Annotated in this window: 16 protein-coding genes; 6 read left to right on the top strand and 10 right to left on the bottom strand. The window is 60.3% G+C overall.

All coding sequences use genetic code 11. The features are described from left to right. The first annotated feature begins 74 nt into the window (after nucleotides 1–74). The 3 genes from QQK16_RS16195 to hrpA all read left to right on the top strand — a co-directional run bounded on the left by QQK16_RS16195 (nucleotide 75) and on the right by hrpA (nucleotide 5,513). Entirely contained in the window at nucleotides 75–527 is a 453-nt protein-coding gene (locus QQK16_RS16195; protein WP_284197515.1) for a hypothetical protein, read from the top strand. Between the two features lie 85 nt (nucleotides 528–612). Next, a complete protein-coding gene (locus tag QQK16_RS16200; RefSeq protein ID WP_284197516.1) occupies nucleotides 613–1,371 on the top strand; it encodes an ATP-grasp domain-containing protein in 759 nt (252 codons plus the stop codon). 104 nt (nucleotides 1,372–1,475) lie between these two features. Continuing rightward, complete coding sequence (gene hrpA / locus QQK16_RS16205; protein WP_284197517.1) at nucleotides 1,476–5,513, top strand: ATP-dependent RNA helicase HrpA; 4,038 nt, start codon at nucleotides 1,476–1,478, stop codon at nucleotides 5,511–5,513. A 26-nt stretch (nucleotides 5,514–5,539) separates the two neighbouring features. Here the strand turns inward: hrpA and QQK16_RS16210 are convergent, their stop codons facing one another. Together QQK16_RS16210 and QQK16_RS16215 are read right to left on the bottom strand one after the other, a co-directional pair. Then, nucleotides 5,540–6,262 carry a substrate-binding periplasmic protein gene (locus QQK16_RS16210; protein WP_284197518.1) on the bottom strand — a complete coding sequence of 241 codons (723 nt, stop codon included), beginning with the start codon at nucleotides 6,260–6,262 and terminating at the stop codon, nucleotides 5,540–5,542. 197 nt (nucleotides 6,263–6,459) lie between these two features. Then, on the bottom strand, nucleotides 6,460–7,518 hold the full coding sequence (locus tag QQK16_RS16215) for an ADP-ribosylglycohydrolase family protein (RefSeq protein ID WP_284197519.1): 1,059 nt from the start codon (nucleotides 7,516–7,518) through the stop codon (nucleotides 6,460–6,462). A gap of 152 nt (nucleotides 7,519–7,670) precedes the next feature. Between QQK16_RS16215 and QQK16_RS16220 the strand changes: the two genes are divergently transcribed. The 3 genes from QQK16_RS16220 (at nucleotide 7,671) to QQK16_RS16230 (ending at nucleotide 12,363) form a co-directional block, all read left to right on the top strand. Further along, nucleotides 7,671–10,952 carry a S41 family peptidase gene (locus QQK16_RS16220; RefSeq protein ID WP_284197520.1) on the top strand — a complete coding sequence of 1,094 codons (3,282 nt, stop codon included), beginning with the start codon at nucleotides 7,671–7,673 and terminating at the stop codon, nucleotides 10,950–10,952. Between the two features lie 152 nt (nucleotides 10,953–11,104). Next, the gene (locus QQK16_RS16225) at nucleotides 11,105–11,689 is read left to right on the top strand and encodes a DNA-3-methyladenine glycosylase I (RefSeq protein WP_284197521.1); all 585 of its coding nucleotides are present in this window, start codon (nucleotides 11,105–11,107) and stop codon (nucleotides 11,687–11,689) included. Continuing rightward, nucleotides 11,686–12,363, top strand: coding sequence for an alpha/beta hydrolase (locus QQK16_RS16230; protein WP_284197522.1), 678 nt, complete (start codon nucleotides 11,686–11,688; stop codon nucleotides 12,361–12,363). Before QQK16_RS16225 ends, QQK16_RS16230 begins: the two co-directional genes overlap by 4 nt. Here the strand turns inward: QQK16_RS16230 and QQK16_RS16235 are convergent. The 8 genes from QQK16_RS16235 to QQK16_RS16270 all read right to left on the bottom strand — a co-directional run bounded on the left by QQK16_RS16235 (nucleotide 12,360) and on the right by QQK16_RS16270 (nucleotide 18,806). Continuing rightward, nucleotides 12,360–13,364, bottom strand: coding sequence for a 2-dehydropantoate 2-reductase (locus QQK16_RS16235; protein ID WP_284197523.1), 1,005 nt, complete (start codon nucleotides 13,362–13,364; stop codon nucleotides 12,360–12,362). The genes QQK16_RS16230 and QQK16_RS16235 overlap by 4 nt on opposite strands. Before the next feature lie 168 nt (nucleotides 13,365–13,532). Next, nucleotides 13,533–15,254, bottom strand: coding sequence for a hypothetical protein (locus tag QQK16_RS16240; RefSeq protein WP_284197524.1), 1,722 nt, complete (start codon nucleotides 15,252–15,254; stop codon nucleotides 13,533–13,535). Continuing rightward, the gene (locus QQK16_RS16245; protein ID WP_284197525.1) at nucleotides 15,254–15,616 is read right to left on the bottom strand and encodes an STAS/SEC14 domain-containing protein; all 363 of its coding nucleotides are present in this window, start codon (nucleotides 15,614–15,616) and stop codon (nucleotides 15,254–15,256) included. Before QQK16_RS16245 ends, QQK16_RS16240 begins: the two co-directional genes overlap by 1 nt. Before the next feature lie 103 nt (nucleotides 15,617–15,719). Then, nucleotides 15,720–16,100: a holo-ACP synthase gene (gene acpS, locus QQK16_RS16250; RefSeq protein ID WP_284197526.1), complete on the bottom strand. Its 381-nt coding sequence runs from the start codon at nucleotides 16,098–16,100 to the stop codon at nucleotides 15,720–15,722. Continuing rightward, nucleotides 16,100–16,834, bottom strand: coding sequence for a DNA repair protein RecO (recO, locus tag QQK16_RS16255; RefSeq protein ID WP_284197527.1), 735 nt, complete (start codon nucleotides 16,832–16,834; stop codon nucleotides 16,100–16,102). Before recO ends, acpS begins: the two co-directional genes overlap by 1 nt. A 21-nt stretch (nucleotides 16,835–16,855) precedes the next feature. Next, complete coding sequence (gene era, locus QQK16_RS16260; RefSeq protein ID WP_284197528.1) at nucleotides 16,856–17,749, bottom strand: GTPase Era; 894 nt, start codon at nucleotides 17,747–17,749, stop codon at nucleotides 16,856–16,858. Beyond that, nucleotides 17,746–18,441: a ribonuclease III gene (rnc, locus tag QQK16_RS16265; protein ID WP_308447060.1), complete on the bottom strand. Its 696-nt coding sequence runs from the start codon at nucleotides 18,439–18,441 to the stop codon at nucleotides 17,746–17,748. The genes era and rnc overlap by 4 nt, the downstream gene beginning before the upstream one ends. After that, nucleotides 18,438–18,806, bottom strand: coding sequence for a DUF4845 domain-containing protein (locus tag QQK16_RS16270; RefSeq protein ID WP_284197529.1), 369 nt, complete (start codon nucleotides 18,804–18,806; stop codon nucleotides 18,438–18,440). The genes rnc and QQK16_RS16270 overlap by 4 nt, the downstream gene beginning before the upstream one ends. Nucleotides 18,807–18,989 lie beyond the last annotated feature (183 nt).

The following is an 18,989-nucleotide window of genomic DNA, read 5'->3' on the forward strand; positions in this document are numbered from 1 at the left end:
TACGCAGTAACCCTGAAGGGCGGATCGCCAATCCGTCCCTCTGCAATGAATCATAATTTTTCAAAGTTTGACTCATGATCGACCCCTATTCCGTCAGCCATCCTACGGCGCCCCCGACCCGCCCTCACAGTCTTCCTATACTCGCCGCGTTCTGTATCACTATCGCCGCATTGGTTGCAGTGGTGATGCTGCTGACAACAGGCAGGGCCTCGATGCAGCTCTTGTTGTCGGGGCCATCCTTTTCCCTGCCTGTCATTGCTCAGCACATCCAGTACGGTGCAATTTTTTATGCGTTCTGGTGCGCCATAAGAAGGCAACACAGCCCTGCAAAGCCTTTGATGCTGGCGGCCTTGATGACAGTTCCTGTTGCCATGCTTCAGCGCTATGACTTGATCAGTATCGGAGCACAGCCAGTCATCCTGGTTGCTGCACCTATAGGATTGGGCCTGATGGCACTTCTCGCGCTGATCTCTTGCATTAGGCAAGCCAGGAAATCGTGCGAACGCCAAGGCCAATCGAAGGAATAACCGGCCTGGTTTTGAGCCCCGCAGTATTTGCCACTTGCACCTCCTGTGCGCAGGACATCCCGCCTACCCGCAACACCGCCAAAGCATGAACCAGCCCACCTTGATACTCACCCCTCGCTACACCGAGGACGCGCAAGCACTCTGGCGAGCGGCCAACCAACTGGGCTGGCATGTTGAGCGCCTAAGCAGTTGGCGCATCCCCGAGACCTACCTGTCTTTATCCGAGCCCGTGCTTTACCTGGAAGCCTTGTTTGGCCCGACACTGGCCGAGCAAATGGGCGTGACGCTGTTGAATCCGCCCGAGGACTGGCTGGTTGGGCTGCCGGACCGCTATCGAAAACGCCAGATAACCATGACCTCCCTGGGTGTTGCCAGAGATCGAACCGAGCCTGCGTTCATCAAGCCCCCTAACGACAAGAGCTTTATTGCCAAGGTCTATACCGGCGCTGACTTGCCCAGCGATCTGCCAGGGGAAATGTCGGTACTGGTCTCCGAAGTAGTCACCTGGGAAAGTGAGTTCCGGTGTTTTGTCCTGAACAGACAACTCCGTACCTATTCCATATACGCTCGACTGGGTGAGCTACAGGATGAGTTGGGCTATCAAACCACGACCGAAGAGCAACTAGCCCTGGAACACTTCATGGCTGAGTTGCTGCTAGACATGTCGGTACCTCTACCCGAAGCTATCGTCGTCGATGTGGGTTACATCCAGGGACGTGGGTGGGCATGCATAGAGCTCAATGCTGCATGGGGCGCCGGCATTTATGGATGCGATCCGATCCAGGCACTCGCAGTAATCCGATGCGCCTCCCAGTCCCGGCAGAGTTGTAAAGCCGTGGAATAGTCCACCAGGCTATGGCAGCCGACATCAGACCTTTTGCTTTCAGCAAGGCAGCAAGCAGCGAACCCCGCTAAAATCGCGACTTGCTTGAATAACCTTGTGTATCCATGTTTCCTGCCCAGCTCGACCTCGCCTTACAAACCTGCCTGCTCCGCGATCACCACGGCTTGCGCCAGAAGGCGCGCAACCTGCGTGAGCGCAGCAAGCAAAAGCAGCCTGTCGACAAGCAGGAAACCGAGCTGATCCAGGCCATCGCACTATCACAGGCCAAGTATGCGGCCCGCCTGGCGCGGCTACCCAAGCCCGAGTTTGACGACTTCCTGCCGGTCAACCAGCGACGGGACGAGCTGCGGGCAGCCATCGCTAACCACCAGGTGGTCATCGTCTGTGGCGAAACCGGCTCCGGCAAGACCACCCAGCTACCCAAGATATGCCTGGAGCTGGGACGGGGCGTAGCCGGCCTGATCGGCCATACCCAGCCACGCCGCCTGGCAGCGCGTACCGTGGCCACCCGTATCGCACAGGAGCTCAAGACCGAGATCGGCGACACCGTAGGCTACAAGGTGCGCTTTACCGACAAGTCTTCCGAGCTCAGCCTGATCAAGCTGATGACGGACGGTATCCTGCTGGCCGAAACCCAGACCGACCGCTATCTCAGCCAGTACGACACCATCATCGTCGACGAGGCGCATGAGCGTTCGCTCAATATCGATTTCCTGCTGGGTTTTCTCAAGCAGTTGCTGCCCCGCCGGCCCGATCTCAAGGTCATCGTCACCTCTGCCACCATCGATGCCGACCGTTTCAGCCAGCATTTTGACGGCGCGCCAGTAATCGAGGTATCGGGCCGCACCTATCCGGTGGAAGTCCGCTACAAGGAGCTGCGCAGCAAGGACGAAGATGACGCCGACCTGGAGATGGAAGAAGCCGTGGTCGATGCCGTGCAGGAGCTGTGGCGTCACGATGGAGCGGGCGATGTGCTGGTGTTCCTGCCCGGCGAGCGCGAGATACGGGAAACAGCCGAAGAACTCCGCCGTGCCAAGATCATGGGCGCCGAAATCGTCCCGCTGTTTGCACGCCTGTCGGTCGAGGATCAGCAAAAGGTCTTCAGGCCCAGCAACGGACGGCGCGTGGTGCTGTCCACCAATGTGGCGGAGACATCACTGACGGTGCCTGGCATCAAATATGTGATCGACTCCGGCCTCGCCAGGATGAACCGCTATTCGCCGCGCGCCAAGGTGGAGCAGCTGCAGATAGAGAAGATCTCCCAAGCCAGCGCACGCCAGCGCGCCGGTCGTTGCGGCCGGGTAGCCGCCGGTGTCTGTGTCCGCCTTTACGCAGAGAAGGATTTCAACGCCCGTCCCGCCTTTACCGACCCGGAAATCCTGCGCTCGTCGCTGGCCGCCGTCATCCTGCGCATGCAGGCTCTGCGCCTGGGCAAGGTGGAGGATTTCCCGTTTCTGGAAGCCCCATCCGGCCGACTGATCGCCGATGGTTACGCCCTGCTGCACGAGCTGGGCGCGGTGGATGAGCAAGGGGTACTGACCCGCCTGGGCCATGAGCTGGCCCGCCTGCCCATCGACCCCAAGATAGGCCGCATGTTGCTGGCAGGCCGTGACGAAGCCTGCCTGCCGGAGCTGTTGATCATCGCCTCGGCACTCAGCATACAGGATCCGCGTGATCGCCCCTTCGAGGCGCGCGATGCCGCCGACCGGGCCCATGCCAAATTTGCTGACGACAAGTCCGACTTTGTCAGCCTGCTCAACCTCTGGCATTTCTTTGAGCAGGCACTCAAGCAGAAAAAGTCCAATCGCCTGCTGGTGCAGGAGTGCCACAGCAACTTCCTCAGCTATCTGCGCATGCGTGAGTGGCGCGAGCTACACAAACAATTGGCCGATATCGTCGAGGACATGGGCTGGAAGGCCATTACTACTCCGGCCGCTGCACCTGCTGTAGCCAAGGCCGGCGTGCCCGAGCTGCCCAAGAAGGCAGAAAAGGAGCGGGCACAGGCCGCGCAGCAGCAATACGATGCACTGCATCGCGCCTTGTGCACCGGCTTGCTGGGCCAGATAGGCATGAAGCAGCCGGACGAGGACGAATACCTGGGCGCCCGTGGCATCAAGTTCGCGGTCTTTCCAGGCAGCGCGCTTAAGAAGGCGCGGCCCAAGTGGGTAGTTAGCGCCGAGTTGGTTGAAACCACCAAACTCTATGCCCGCTGCGTGGCGGCCATCCAGCCGGAATGGCTGGAAAAACTGGCCAACCACCTGGTCAACCGCGATTACTTCGAACCGCATTGGGAAGAAGGCATGGCCCAGGTAGTAGCCAGCGAACGCGTCACGCTCTATGGCCTCCCTGTAGTGGCCAGGCGCAAGGTGCACTATGGCAGTGTCAACCCGGTCGAAGCACGCGAAATCATGATCAAGGAGGGCCTGGCCGGGCGTCGCTTCAACACCCGCGCGGCCTTCTGGCAGCATAACGAGAAGTTGATCAGCGAGATCGAGGAACTGGAGCACAAAGCCCGCCGCCAGGACGTGCTGGTTGACGAGCAGGTGCTGTTCGACTTCTACGACCAGCGGATTCCAGCAGACATCGTTAATGGCCAGGGCTTCGATGCCTGGCGCAAACAGGCTGAGAAGGAGCAGCCGCAACTGCTGTTCCTCAGCCGCGACGACCTGATGCGCCATGCTGGCGAGAGCATCACCGAGCAGCAGTTCCCGCCCACCCTGGTACTGGATGGGGTGGTACTACCACTGGCTTACCGCTTTGAGCCCGGGCATGCGCTGGATGGCGTGACCGTGCAACTTCCCCTGCACCTGCTGAACAAGGTCAATGGGGCTGCATTCGACTGGCTGGTGCCAGGCCTGATACGCGAGAAGATCACCCATCTGGTGAAATCGCTACCCAAGAGCATACGTCGCTTGTGCGTGCCGGTACCCGAATTCGTAACCCGCGCCATGGTGACACTGGACAAGGCCGACCATCGCGCGCCCTTGTTGCCGCAGCTGGCACATGCCGTAGGCAGGGGTATAGGCCAGCCCGTCAGCATCGATGAATTTGATCTGGATGACCTGCCAGGGCATCTGCGCATGAACATCCGGGTAGTCGATGACGCCGGCCAGGAACTGGCCAGTGGCCGTGATCTGGTGGCATTGCGCACCCAGCTGGGCGAAGCGGCGCAGATGACCTTTCGCGAGGTGGCTGCCACACCGGCGACACCAGCCACCAAGCCAGGCAAGGGCAAGGCCGCCGCCCAGGCCGAGCCGATCAAACCGTCAACCCATGGCCCGGCAGTGGAGAAGGACAATATCAGCAGCTGGGACTTTGGCGACCTGCCCGGCAAACTGACCTTTGAGCGCCATGGCGCCAAACTGACGGGCTACCCCGCGCTGGTACCCCACGAGGCCGCCTGTGCCATACGGCTGTACGATACCGAAGCCGCGGCCGAACAGGCTCATCGTGCCGGTGTGGTGAGGCTGATGCAGCTGGAGCTGAAGGAGCAGGTCAAGCAACTGCCCAAGTGCTTTACCAACTTTACCCAGACAGCGCTGCTGTTACGCAGCATGGCAGATTCTGACAGCCTGATGGACGACCTGGTGGCCTGTGTCTGCGACCGCGCCTTTATCGGCGACGATGCGCTGCCGCGCAGCAAGAAGGAGTTCGACAACCAGAAGCAACGCGCCAAGACACGACTGCCAGCCGTGCGCGATGCCGCCTATCGGGTGCTGCAGGAGGTTGCCACCGATCAGCAGCAGTTGCAGGCTCTGCTGAGCAAGCCGGTGCGGCTGCAAAGCGAGTTGAAGCAGCAGCTATCACGCCTGGTCTACAAAGGCTTTCTGGCTGCAACGCCTTGGGAGCAATTGCCCCATCTGCCCCGCTATCTCAAGGCCATCAAGCTGCGGCTGGAAAAATACAACGCCAATCAGGCGCGTGACGCTCAGCGTGGCGAAGAGCTTGCCATGCTGTGGGCGCGCTGGGAAAGCGAACAGGACAAATGGCGCAAGCTGGGCCGCGACCCGGCACCGCTAGCGCCATTCCGCTGGATGCTGGAGGAATTACGGGTAGGGCTGTTCGCCCAAGAGCTGCGTACCCCCTACCCAGTATCGGTGAAGCGGCTCAACAAGATCTGGGAAGACCTGATCAAGCAATAGTATTGGGCGCAAGTCCGGTACCCACATTACTGGTACTTCTTCATGATGGCCTCATAGCTTCCATCTGCCCGCATCTTCTTCAAGGCGGTATTGAAGCTGTCACGTAGTGCCGCATCACGGAAAGCAACCTTGTAAGGGGTAGGTGGAAACAGCTCGTGATAGGTCACCGGCTGGCTGGTATCCACCCCCTCTTTCTTGGCGGCAGCGTTGAAGTATTGGAAGATGTTCCTGTCGCCCACCACCACTTCAGCCCGGCCGGTGAACAGCAGCATGTTCTGCTTTACCTGCTGCGCATGCTCGCCATAGCGCTTGTTGGCAGTCGCCATGGCCTTGAACTTGTCACCCAGGTACACCGTGGCGTTCTGGAAGGCGGCAACCGAGTACTTACCCAACTCGTCCACGCTGCCTATCTTGTAGCCATTCTTGCTCAGGCTTACGGCAAAGTTCTGATAGACGATGTGCGAGTCAGAAAAAGCCGCCTTGATGCCCGACGACTCATTCACCGTGATTGCCGCATCCACCGAACCATCCTGCATGGCCACCGGTACGCGGGCAAAAGGCAGGTAGACAGGCTTGATGGTATGCCCGGCCGCGGCCAAGGCCTGCGCCACCACATCCAGCTCCATGCCTTTGTTCTGCTCCTGTATCACATACGGTGGCAACGACAGGCCTACCGCCACTTTGACTTCTGCAGCCCAGACTTGGCCACAAAGAGCCAGTCCCAAAACCATTGCGATGCGCATTTTCATTGACGCTCTCCGTGTGACAGATGATCAGGATCCCATCAAATATATAGTCGGCTTCAGCCTGCAGCGGCAAGGTCGCGCGCCCAGCAGGCCGAGATCCGACGACGGCGCGACAGGTAATTTGTCCGGTAGGCGCCTGCTGATTCAGGCTGTACTGGCGTCTCCCCCATCCGGCTATGATGGGAATTCATGACAGATGCTCAGTAGGGCGGCAGCAGGCGGCGCAAGCCGTGGCCCAATACCAGCAGCAGGAAAAGCAGATTCCGTAGCAATGCCAATGGCCAACAAGGATAGAGGCTGCCTTCACGGCCACCGCGCGCCAGCGCAATCGCCAATCGGGACAAGCGCTGCTGGTTCCAGGGCCAATCGCGCAAAGCGGCGCAGCGCGCAGGCGGCAGGCCCTGTACCCCCACACCGGCACCCACCAAGCCGCCGACCAGCGCAGCAGTACTGTCTACATCACCGCCACTGCGGATAATGTCCTCCAGCGCCGCATCCAGATCCTGCGGGTGTGAGAGCCAGGCATGCAGTGCCGCCACCACGGTATGAACCACATAGCCGAGCACGCCCCGTTGCCAGCCCTGTGCGGCGCAGAAAGCCTGGGTACGTTCACCCTTGGCGACACTTTCGAACATGGCGCGCATCAGCATCCTGAAATCCGCCATGCCTTCGCCATCCTGCTCCAGCACGGGTGCCAGCAGATGTGCCAGTTGCAGCGGGTCGCTACTGCCCTGGCTGGCTTGGGCCGCGGCCAACGCAATGCAATGCGCCCCCGCTTCAGCCCGGACATCGGTATGGGTCAGGCGGGTGCTGCGGGCGAGATGCTCGGCCAGTGCGTGGGGTTGCCGCGCCAGATAGACGCCAAGTATGGCAGCGCGCATGGCCGGCCCATTGCCAGCAGAGTGAACACCATTACGGCCCGGTGGTATGCCCAACCAGAGCTTCCACAAAGCGCGTCCAGTTGCCCAGCCAACCCCTGCGGGCAGCGCGGCTATCCAAAGGCGCAGGCGCCAGGCCAACACCCGCTCAAACCGGTCTGTGTCTCCCCGGCTCCTGAGCAATGCCTGGGCTGTCAGTGCCGCATGCTCGGTATCGTCCGATACCAGCGCCAGCCCCGGAAAAACCCGGAAGCGCAGCGTTCCTGGGCTTAGCCTGGCCAGGCGGCGCGGACTAAGACCTTCATAGGCCAGGCCCAGGGCATCACCTATCGCACCACCCAGCAAGCAGCCGGCCAGGGCTTGTTCACGGCGCTGTTGCATGGCAACACCCTCTGCGAGCAGATTATATTCAGCATAGCCGTCACTATTCATCCCGCCAAACAACAAACCGTCGCAGGTCTTGGTCATGGGCCATTCAGGCCGTGTACCATGCGCCGCGTTGTTATCAGATATCGATAAAAGGGAGAGCAGCAATGCAGTTGTCGCGCATCTCGCTGGCGCTTGCCGGCTTGCTGGCCACGGTGCCGGCCATGGCCGCCAGCAATGGCTATTTCCGGTTTCCGGCCCTGCAGGCCAATACCGTGGTATTCACCGCCGAAGGTGACCTTTGGGCCAGCAATGTCAGCGGCGGCAATGCCCGCCGACTGACCAGCCATGCTGCCGAAGAAACACGGCCAGCCCTCTCTCCAGATGGCAAGTGGGTCGCCTTCTCGGCCAATTACGAGGGCGCCACCGAGGTCTACCTGATGCCCCTGGCCGGCGGCCAGCCCAGGCGCCTGAGCTTCGAAAATACCCGCGCCACCACCTTGGGCTGGACCGCCCAGGGGGAGGTGCTCTACACCGCCCAGCACAGCAGCGGCCCCTCGTCCCTACGCGTCGTTACCCTGGTCAACCCCAATACCGGCGACAAGCGTGTACTACCTTTGGCCGATGCCAATGACGCCGTACTCGATGACAAGGGCGAGTATGTCTATTTCGTCCGTTTTGGCCTCGCCAGCAGCAGTGACAATGCCCGCCACTATCGGGGTGGCGCGCTGTCACAGCTGTGGCGCTTCAACCTGAAAAGCGGCAAGGAAGCCGAGCGCATCGGCCCCACCAATCGCAACCTGCGCCGTCCCATGTGGTGGAACGGTCGGCTGGTGCTGATCAGCGACAGCGATGGCCGCGACAATCTATGGAGCATGAAGCCCGATGGTACCGAGTTGCAGCAGCTGACTCGCCATGCGGAATTCGACATCCGCAGCGCCAGCCTGGACAGCGGCCGCGTGGTCTACCAGTTGGGTGCCGACTTGCGCCTGCTGGATATCGCCAGCCGCCGCGATGAAGCCCTGGACATCAATCTGGTCTCCGACTTCGACCAGATGCGCCCACGCTGGCTGGACAAACCCCTGCGCTATGCCAGCAGCACGATACTGTCACCCGATGGCGAGCGTGTAGCCGTGACCGCCCGTGGCCGCACAACCTTGGCCAGTACGGGCCTGCTGCGCCGCATCGATATACAGCAACCTGCCGGTGCCCGCCTGCGCGAAGCCACCCTCAGCCCCGATGGCCGCTGGGTCTACGCCATTGCCGACAGCACGGGTGAACACGAGATCTGGCGCTTCCCTGCCGACGGCAGCGATGGCGGCAGTGCGTTGACCAGCGACGGCAATACCCAGCGCTTTGGCATCTATCCCTCGCCCGATGGCAAATGGCTGCTGCACAACGATAAGCAGGGCCGCCTCTGGCTGCTGGATCTGGCGACCCGAAAGAACGAACTCATCGATGATGCCGGCCGTGATGGTGTCGACGAGCATAGCGACATCAGTTGGGCCCCGGATAGCCGCAGCATCGCCCTGGTGCGTGGCACCAATGCACGGCAAATGAACCAGGTTGGCCTGTACAGCCTGGAGAGCCGCCGCATGCATTGGCTCAGCAGCGACAAGTACAACAGCCAGGCCCCCGCTTTCAGTCCGGATGGCCGCTGGCTGTGGTTCTTGTCGGATAGAAATTTCCAGGCGACCAATCGCGGCCCCTGGGGCGACCGCAATACTGGCGCCTATTTTGATCGCCGCACCAAGGTTTACGCGCTGGCCCTGCAGGCGGGCAACCGCTTCCCCTTCCAGGCCAAGGACGAATTGCAGGCCGCCAAGCCCGGCGGTGACGACAAGCCTGCCGACAAAGCCGCCAGCAAGCCCGCAGAGGGCAAGGAAGCCAAACCAAGCCAGCCCGCCATACAGTACGAAGGCCTGGCCGACCGCCTGTATGAGGTTCCTGTTGCGCCGGCCAACTACCGCGACCTGGCCGTGGACGGCAAGCGGCTCTACCTGCTGGAGGCCGAGGGCAGCCGTAACGACCTGAAGACGCTGGCCATCGACAACAACGGCCCCAAGCCCGAGGTATTTGCCGCCGACATCCACAGCTTTGCCCTGTCGCAAGACGGCAAGAAACTCTGGTATCGCAAGGGCAACAACGACAACCCCGAAATGTACATCGTCGATGCCGGCCCCAAGGCACCGGGCGATTTGAGCAAATCTGGCGTACGCCTGGGCGACTGGAGCTTGCGCATAGACCCGCGCGAGGAATGGCGACAGATGTACAACGACGCCTGGCGCATGCATCGCGACTCGCTCTACGACCGCCAGATGCGTGGCGTAGACTGGGTTGCCAGTCGCAAGAAGTTCGCCCCGCTGGTCGAGCGCGTCACGGACCGCAGCGAACTCGATGACGTGCTGGCCCAGTTGATCAGCGAAGTAGGCTCGCTGCACTCGCAGGTTGGCGGTGGCGACATGCGTCGTGCCAGTGACGGTGCAAATGCCGCTGGCCTGGGCGCGGTGATGGAACGTGCGGCCAATGGCTGGGAGGTGGCTCGTATCTACCGTACTGAGGCCGAACTGCCCAGCGAACGCTCACCTCTGCAGGCGCCCGGCGTGGATGTACGCGAAGGCGATATCATCGTCGCCGTCAACGGCAGGAACAGCGCAGAGACGCGGGACTTCTCCGATTTGCTGCGCAACCAGGCTGGGCAGCAGGTGCTGCTGGAAGTACGTCGCGGCAATGCAGCAGTGCGCCGCGTGATCGTCACCCCTGTCGATGCCAGACAGCAGGCTGCACTGCGCTACAACGACTGGGAACAAACCCGCAAGGAGGCGGTAGAGAAGGCCAGCAATGGCAAGCTGGGCTATTTGCACCTGCGCGCCATGGGAGCGGGTGATATGGCCAGCTTTGTGCGCGAATTCTATGCACAGTACGAGCGTGATGGCCTGATCATCGACGTCCGCCGTAACAATGGCGGCAATATCGATAGCTGGGTCATCGAAAAACTGCTGCGCCGGGTCTGGGCCTTCTGGGCACCGCCGGGTGTCACACCTTATGGCAATATGCAGCAGGCCTTCCGTGGCCACCTGGTGGTGCTGACCGATGCCCTGACCTACTCAGATGGCGAGACCTTTGCAGCCGGCGTACAGGCACTCAAACTGGGACCTCTGATCGGTACCCGTACCAGCGGTGCCGGTGTCTGGTTGTCTGATCGCAACACCCTGGCCGATGAGGGCATGGCCCGGGTGGCCGAGAATGCACAGTTCGGCATAGACGGTAGCTGGCTGGTTGAAGGCGTGGGGGTACAGCCTGATATCGAGGTCGACAATCCACCGCACGCCACCTTCAAGGGAGAGGACAAGCAGTTGGAGACCGCCATCAACTACCTCAGGCAAAAACTGGCCAGCGAGCCGATCAAGCCGCTGAAAGCCAGCGCCATCCCGCCACTCAAGCCCTGATCACCGCATCTGGCACCCTAGGGCCTGTTTACTATCTTTTCGCCGGGGTGAAAAAATCGTGAACAGGCTCTTAACCGCCACCCCACCCCATTCCCTGGGACGGGGTGGCGTTTTATCATGCGCCTCCTCCCTCTCCGATTGACAAGACCATCATGACCGAACCCTGTCGCTGTGGCTGGGCCAACCCCAGGAATCCCCGCTACCTCGCCTATCACGACGAGGAATGGGGCGTACCCTGTCACGACGAGCGTACGCTGTTCGAGATGCTGAACCTGGAAGGCGCACAGGCGGGGCTATCGTGGGAGACCATACTGAACAAGCGGGACAACTACCGCACTGCCTTCGATGGCTGGGATGCCAGCAGGATTGCCCTGTACGATGACGCAAAAGTCGCTGAACTGCTGGCGAATCCCGGCATCGTGCGCAACCGCCTCAAAGTGGCTGCCGCCATCAGCAACGCCCGAGCCTGGCTGCAGCTGCAGGCCGCCGGGTTAAGTCTTGATACCCTACTGTGGGCCTATGTCGATGGCCAACCCTTGCAAAACAGTTACGACAGCTACCAGCATGCCCCAGCGCATACGCCTTTGTCAGACCGGATATCCAAGGATCTGTCCAAGCGTGGCTTCAAGTTTGTCGGCTCCACCATCATCTACGCCTATATGCAGGCGATAGGCATGGTCAACGACCATGCCACCACCTGCTTTCGCTATCACATCGTCAAAGGACTTGCCCGATGAGCCAACTGCTCGACGCCATAGAAATCGAAACCCGACCTAATCCCCAGTGGGCTGTCATCTGGATGCACGGCCTGGGTGCAGACGGCAACGATTTTGTCTCCATCGTGCCCGAACTGGGGCTGGACGAGGCTGCCGTGCGGTTTGTGTTTCCCCACGCACCCATGATTCCGGTGACCTGCAACAACGGCTACGTCATGCGTGCCTGGTATGACATCCTGGAGCTCGATTCGATCAGCCGCCGGGTGGACGAGGCCGGCATACGCCAGAACCGCAGCGCCATCCAGGCCCTGATCGAGCGCGAAAACCAGCGCGGCATACCCAGCGAGCGCATCATCCTGGCCGGCTTCTCGCAGGGTGGCGCCATGGCCTATAGCGTCGGCCTCACCCACCCCGACAGGCTGGCCGGCATCATTGCCCTCTCCACCTACATCCCTTCCCAATCCTTGCTGGACAACGAGAGCAGCCCTGCCAATCGGGCCACGCCGGTATTTGCAGCCCATGGCATACAAGACCCCATCGTGCCCTATGCACTGGGCGAAGCGGCCGCCAAGCAGGTCAGCACTGGCGGCCATCCCACGGAATGGCATAGCTATCGCATGCCACACTCGGTCTGCATGGAAGAAATCGTGGCGATTGGGCTGTGGCTGAAAGCCAGGATGGCCGTCACCAACTAGACCAAGGCGCGAGGGGATAGGCAAGGCGAACCTTCGCCCGCCTGCTCGGCAGCCTGGATAGCTGCCATCACCCGCTCGCACCAGGGCGCACGTTTGCCGTGGCTGGTTGCCAGCGCCACCACCGCGCCTTGCAGATACGCCACCTCGGTAATCCGGCGCTGTTGCAGGTCTTCCCACATGGAGGAGCGGGCCAGCGGGTCTATGGTCAGCATGGAAGCCGCCACACGGCGGAACAAGGGCGTAGGCAAGCGCAGCAAATGAGGGATAAGCCAGGCCGGAACCCGGCTGACCTTGGCCGGCCGTATCCCCGCCTGTTTCATGGCATGCAGGGCTTCGTCCATCATGCCCGCCAACAAGCACCGCCAGGCGTGCTCCTGTAGCTGTTCCAGCAAGGGCACACCAGCCAAGGCGTTAAGCGCATTGTTCAGGTTAAGCAGCAGCTTGCCCCACTGCAGCGCAGCCATATCAGCATGAGCCCGGCATGCCAGGCCCTCACAGGACAATAACTCAGCCATGCCCGGCAGGACGGCTGCAATCGCCAGCTCGCCCTCACTACCCCGGTGAAAGCGTCCCTCGCCCTGCTGCAGCACATTGAATGGCACCATGCCCGCCAGCACCTGCTGGTCCGGCAAAGCCTGCGCCAGTAACTGGGCGTTCCCTACACCATTCTGCAGGCTGACCACGACAGCCCCAGGCCGGGAATGCCTGGCGATCTCCGCTGCAATCGCCGGGCTTGCCGCACTCTTCACGGTCACCAGCACGATATCCGCCTCCGCCAGGACGCCAGGGTCGCTAGACAGCTTCAAGGCAGCTGCGGCCAACTGCCGGCTACGCCTCTGGTAGTCCGTCACTTTCAGGCCATACTTCTGCAACTGTGCGGCCATGGCGGGGCGCAGCAGGAAGGTCACCTTACGTCCACCCAGAGCAAGGCAGGCACCCACATAGCAGCCCACACTGCCGGCACCAGCGATCACGATATGGGGAGCAACAGGCAAAGACACAGTGGGAGACTCCAAGGTAGTAATTCCGCAAACAGAGTACGACGCTAGGTACGGTTGGCAGCGCTTGCTCCAGATGTACGGATTGTGAACCAACACGGCAAGCCGGGGCTTGAACGATACCGTCACGCATGAAAAAACCGACCCGCAGGTCGGTTTCAAGCTGGCGTCTCAAGCGTCTCGCCGCATCAGCTCTATCATGGCCCAGATCCAGTCCGGTCCCTTCTCAAGGATCTCACCTATGCGCACCACAAATATCTTGTCGCGTGCAGTCACCTGGTACAAGCGGCCAGGCGCGTAATCGGCCGAGTGGATCAACAGGGTATTGGCACGCTTTCCCTCGCCCAGGTAGGGAATGTAGAGACCGCTCTTCGGTAGGGTCAAACCCACCGTATCTATCCCTTCCACCGCAGACATGCTGACCGCCCGCTCCGGCTCCAATGACTTCATGCTGGAGGCTACCGGTGTGGAGCTCAGTATCTGCACACCTGCATAGAGCTGCTCGCCATTGATACGGTTTAGCCGCCTGATGACGGCAATCATCCAGCTATCCTGTTCGTGGTTGCGCAAGGCCAGCAGTACACCCAGCCTTACCCAATCATGTCCTTCCAGCGGCAGTACCGCCCCAAAGCCACCTGCCGACTGGTTCTCCACTATCCACTCATCGTGGTCTATGGTCTTGGCCTTGTTCACATAAGCATGGTTGCGGGCTTGCGCCATGGCCAGCTTCTGCTTGGTACGATCCGTCACATAGCCATAGAGCTTCATATCCATGACTTCGTCGTTGTCCGGCGCAGAACGGGCACTGGAGCGCAGCATGGCGCGCTCGTCGTCAAAGCGGATGGCGGTGAAGATATTGGAAAGGCCCGACGTTACCTGCACCAGCTTGCTGACCTTGGTACGTTCGCTGCGACCTAGTTGCTGGTTACGTTCACGCGACCAGAGTATCTCCAGCTGCCGCAGGAAATCGAGACAGGCCGGCATGCGCGCGTCATCGCCCAGGCCCAGGCGCGCAGGCGTATCGCCGGCTTCCAGCTGGCTGATGACCTTGGCCATCTCGGCCAGCAATTCGCCCACGCCCCAAAACCGCAGCATCTCGCCTTCTATGGCTTCATGTATCTTGGCCGGGCCGCTAGGCTCACCCAGATTGACGCAGAACTGGTGCACACCCTCGCGGTACTTGCGCTCCACCTGTACTTGCCTCGACCACAGCATCAGCCAGCGATCTGCCCAATCGTACTGGCGCAGATTGAAATTGCCGTTGTTGAGCGTCGCCAGCATCTGTATGCGTATGAACTCGTCAGTACAGGATGTCGTCTGGCTATCCTGCTCGGAATAGAGCCGGAAGGAATGGCTGTCCACCCCACTGAGTTCCGCCAGCCTGTAGAGTTGGTTAGCTGCCGCCCACAGGGTCGCGGGTGGGCTTTGAAAGCGGAAGTAGTGCCACTTCACCTGTATGCCCACATAGTGCAGCGCACGCGCCAGCATCAGGCCACTGGCCTGCAGGAAGCCGGCCTCCTCTTCAGGACTGGGCTCTTCCAGCCGCACAAAGGGGTGGTAGGCTGCCAGCATCGCCCGGGCAAACCCCACAACCTCATTCCAGAGCTTTTCCTCTACGGCCTTGCCCGCACGGGGATTCTGGATGTATTGCTGCTTTACTTGATCAAAGGTCGGCTGGATTTTCTCGTCTATGACGAACAACGATTGCAGGGTGTGAAGCGATATGCCCTCGCGCCCCTCGATCCGCCCTATCATTTCCCGTACAGCCAGCAACTGGCCAGCGATATCCTGCTGGCGGATATCCTTCATCCAGTTCGTTGCGGTACGCGGATCCCCCAAGGGATCCGACTCCCGCTTGACCATACCGCTAAGGGACTCAAATAAGCGACGCATCAGCCAGGTACCGGCGTATTTTCCAGCAGCCAGGCCTCGGCCTGCCGACCGTTTTCAAACACCTGTACTTCGCTCTCTACAAACAGACGCGCAAGCCAGGTGGCCCAAGTAGTCCATTGATCGGTAGTGACGATGGCAATGCACCCAAAGTCAGTCGCGTGCTCGCGGGTAAAGCGTATTTCCTCCCACACCACATCCAGGGTGTAGCCCAGCATTTCCGTCAGGTCGAGCAGCAAGTTGGGTTTACCGTGAAACCGCAGCTCATACAGCACGTTTTCTTCAAATTCGCGATAATCCGCCAGGGTGAATTCCCCGGCTACCGTAGCCAGCACGCAGTGAGCTTTGTGTTCAATGGCGATCATCCCGGTTTCCTTGATAGGCGTCCGTACAGTTAGGCCGCACTGCTCTGGTGGCAATGCATGCCCCAATGGTAACCCCATTATGACTTTGTTATAGCCATCGGGTTCAGCTAACTTCCAGTACCACGAAGGCCACCACCGACCCGCGCTCGTCGCTGAGCGACAAATGGGCGCGACCTATGCCCCGTTGTTGCAGCAGGCCAGCAATAGCCTCATCGAAATCCAGTCCCGGGCGCCCTGCCGCATCATGGGTAATCCAGATGCCTGCCAGGGTAACCGGCGGCCGTATACCGGTGCCCAAAGCCTTGGCAAAAGCCTCCTTGGCCGCCCAGCGCTTGGCCAGGAAACGTGCCTTGTCCGTCGCTAGCGCCAGTTCCTGCTGTTCCGGCAGCGACAATAGACGATCGGCAAAGCGCTGCCTATGCCTGTCGTAGGCCACGCCTATGCGGGCTATGTCGATAAGGTCGGTGCCTATGCCATAAATCATCAGAGTTTGTGCAGGTCGCGCAGTATCTTGCGGGTATGTAGTGGTGCCTCACCCAGCAGCTCCGCCAGCAGAACCCGCATCAAATGTTTGGCCTGCTGCGCAGCCTGGGGCTCGTTGTAATCGCCACTGGCCATGGCCGCAAGGCTGCGGCCAGACAGCGGCACACCCATGCCCGAGGGCAAATTGAAGGCCGGCACGATGCCCCGCCCTGCCAAGAAACGATACTCCGCCTCCTTGCTGATGGATTGGCCCGCAGCGTCCTTGTCCAGCGCAAAGCCGTAGCCCATTTCGGTCAGCAAGGTCAGCTCAAAGCGGCGTAGTATGGGCTCGACCTCCTGCGGGCATTGCGCCAAGGCACGCACTGCCCTGCCATAGGCATCAAACAAGCCAGGGTGGGCATCTTCACGGGGCAGCAGCTTGAGTAGCAATTCATTGAGGTAGAAACCGCAGATCAGCGGCAAGCCCGCCAGTTGCGGCACCCCGCCTTGCCATTCCGCAGCATGCAGGGTTTTCAGGTCACCCGTGCCAAACCACGAAGCCTCCAGCGGCTGGAATGCCAGCAGGCTACCACGCAAGCCTGAGGTAGGCCGGCGTGCACCGCGCGCCACCAGCGCCACCCTGCCCTGCTGCCTGCTCAACACCTCGATGATCAGGCTGGTTTCCTTGTAGGGATAGCTATGCAGCAGCCAGCAAGGGGCTGCCTCCACACGCTGCTTGCTGCGGGCAAAGCTCATCGTGCCGCCATCCGAACAGGCTTACTCGTAACCGAACTGGCGCACCAGGCGGGTATCGTCGGCCCACCCACTCTTCACTTTGACGAAGACTTCCAGATAGACCTTGCAGTCGAACATCTTTTCCATGTCCGTCCGGGCCTGTGTGGAGATTTCCTTGAGCTTCTCCCCCCCGGCGCCAATCACGATAGCCTTTTGTGCATCACGATCCACCAGGATAGCTGCATGGATGCGGCATAGATTGCCCTCTTCCTGATACTGCTCAATCTCCACCGTGGTGGAGTACGGCAGTTCATCACCCACCAGGCGGAAGATCTTCTCGCGTATCAGTTCAGAGGCCAGGAAGCGCTGACTCCTATCTGTCACCTGGTCTTCTTCATACATGGGCGCGCCTACAGGTAGCAGCGGCTTGATCGCATCGATCAGGACGTCCACCTTCATGATCTTCTTGGCCGAGATCGGCACAATCGCATGGAAGGCGAACTGGCTGGACATGCGCTGAATGAACGGCAGCAACTGCCCCTTGTCCTTCAGTAGATCGGCCTTGTTGAGCACCAGAATGACGGGGCGATGCTTGGGTAGCAACTTCATCACCTCAATATCGCGCGCATCGAACTTACTGGCCTCGATCACGAACAGCACCACATCCACATCGGACAGGGTAGTGGTGACACCACGATTCATGGCATCGTTCAGGGCGCTCTTGTACTTGGTCTGGAAACCTGGGGTGTCCACGAACACGAACTGGGCATCGGCATCGGTACGTATGCCGGTGATACGGTGGCGGGTAGTCTGCGCCTTGCGCGAGACGATGCTGATCTTCTGGCCTATCAGCCGATTCAGCAGCGTGGACTTGCCGACGTTGGGTCGGCCAACAATGGCGATAAAGCCGGTATGGAATGGTGATGCTTCGGTCATGACTTGTGCGCTTTCCTGACATTAGGCAGGGTGGATAGCGCGCGGGTTGCGGCCTCCTGCTCGGCGGCCCGACGGCTGGCGCCTTCGCCGTTGCTGGCGAGATCGAGATCGGCAATACGGCATTCCACAACGAAATGCTGATCATGCGCCTCGCCGCGCTGGCTGACTATACGATATTGCGGCAAGGCCATACGGCGGGCTTGCAACCACTCCTGCAACTTGGTCTTGCTATCCTTGCCATGCGTTTCCGGATCAATGGCAGCAATCTTGGGCCCGATCAAGGCAGTAATCGTTTCTCGTGCGGCCTCAAAGCCTGCATCCAGGCAGACGGCAGCAAAGATGGCTTCCAGCGTGTCGGCCAAGATCGACGGACGCTGATAGCCACCGCTACGTGCCTCACCATCACCCAGGCGCAGGTATTCGGACAGCAGCAGATCCTGCGCCAACTCCGCCAAAGTTTCCTTTTTGACCATGCTGGCACGCAGCCGGGATAACTCCCCCTCGCTACGCTCAGGAAATGCATCAAACAGCAACCTGGCCACGACAGCATTGAGTATGCTGTCGCCGAGAAACTCCAGCCGTTCGTTGTGCGGCACCCCATAGCTACGATGGGTCAGTGCTTGCTGCAGCAGACGGGCATCAGCAAACCGATGAGTCAGCGCCAGCTCAAGCCGGGTGAAATCAGCACTCACTCGCCGCCACCGCTACCGCCACGCTCTTCGACACTGTAGTCCAACACTAGGCTGGCATTGCCCACCAAGGGAATAACGCGCTGATAGTTGGCAGATATGGTCGTACCACTCTGATCCTGAACAATATCCAAGTCCTCTGATGTAAGGGACTGAATATTCTCAATCGTAGCCCGTCGTTCGAAGGCTTCGCGTATCTCTGCTATGGGTGCTCCAGCCTTCTCTTTGGCAATACCTTTCAGGGCAGACTTGACACCAAAGTACTCCGTGTACGAGGGCACCAACTTCAGACCCAGAATCAAGGCCCCCCCCAGAATAATGCCCCATGCCAGCAGGTTGATCAGGCTCAAGCCTTTTTGTTTACGCATGCTTTCATTCTCCGATATACGCGAATCGCGCTTGTCTGGCGCCATTCTAGAGCCTGCCATGAACTATTTCACCATTGCCGTGGCATAAAGTTCGCACCCGACAAGATGCAAATCGCTTGCCATGTTGATCATGGCAAGCGATGTCTTGATTCAGCGGGCGCTACGTACCATCACGCCCTGTGG

Origin of the sequence: Chitinimonas prasina, from assembly GCF_030160395.1 — a bacterium.
Lineage (GTDB): Bacteria > Pseudomonadota > Gammaproteobacteria > Burkholderiales > Chitinimonadaceae > Chitinimonas > Chitinimonas prasina.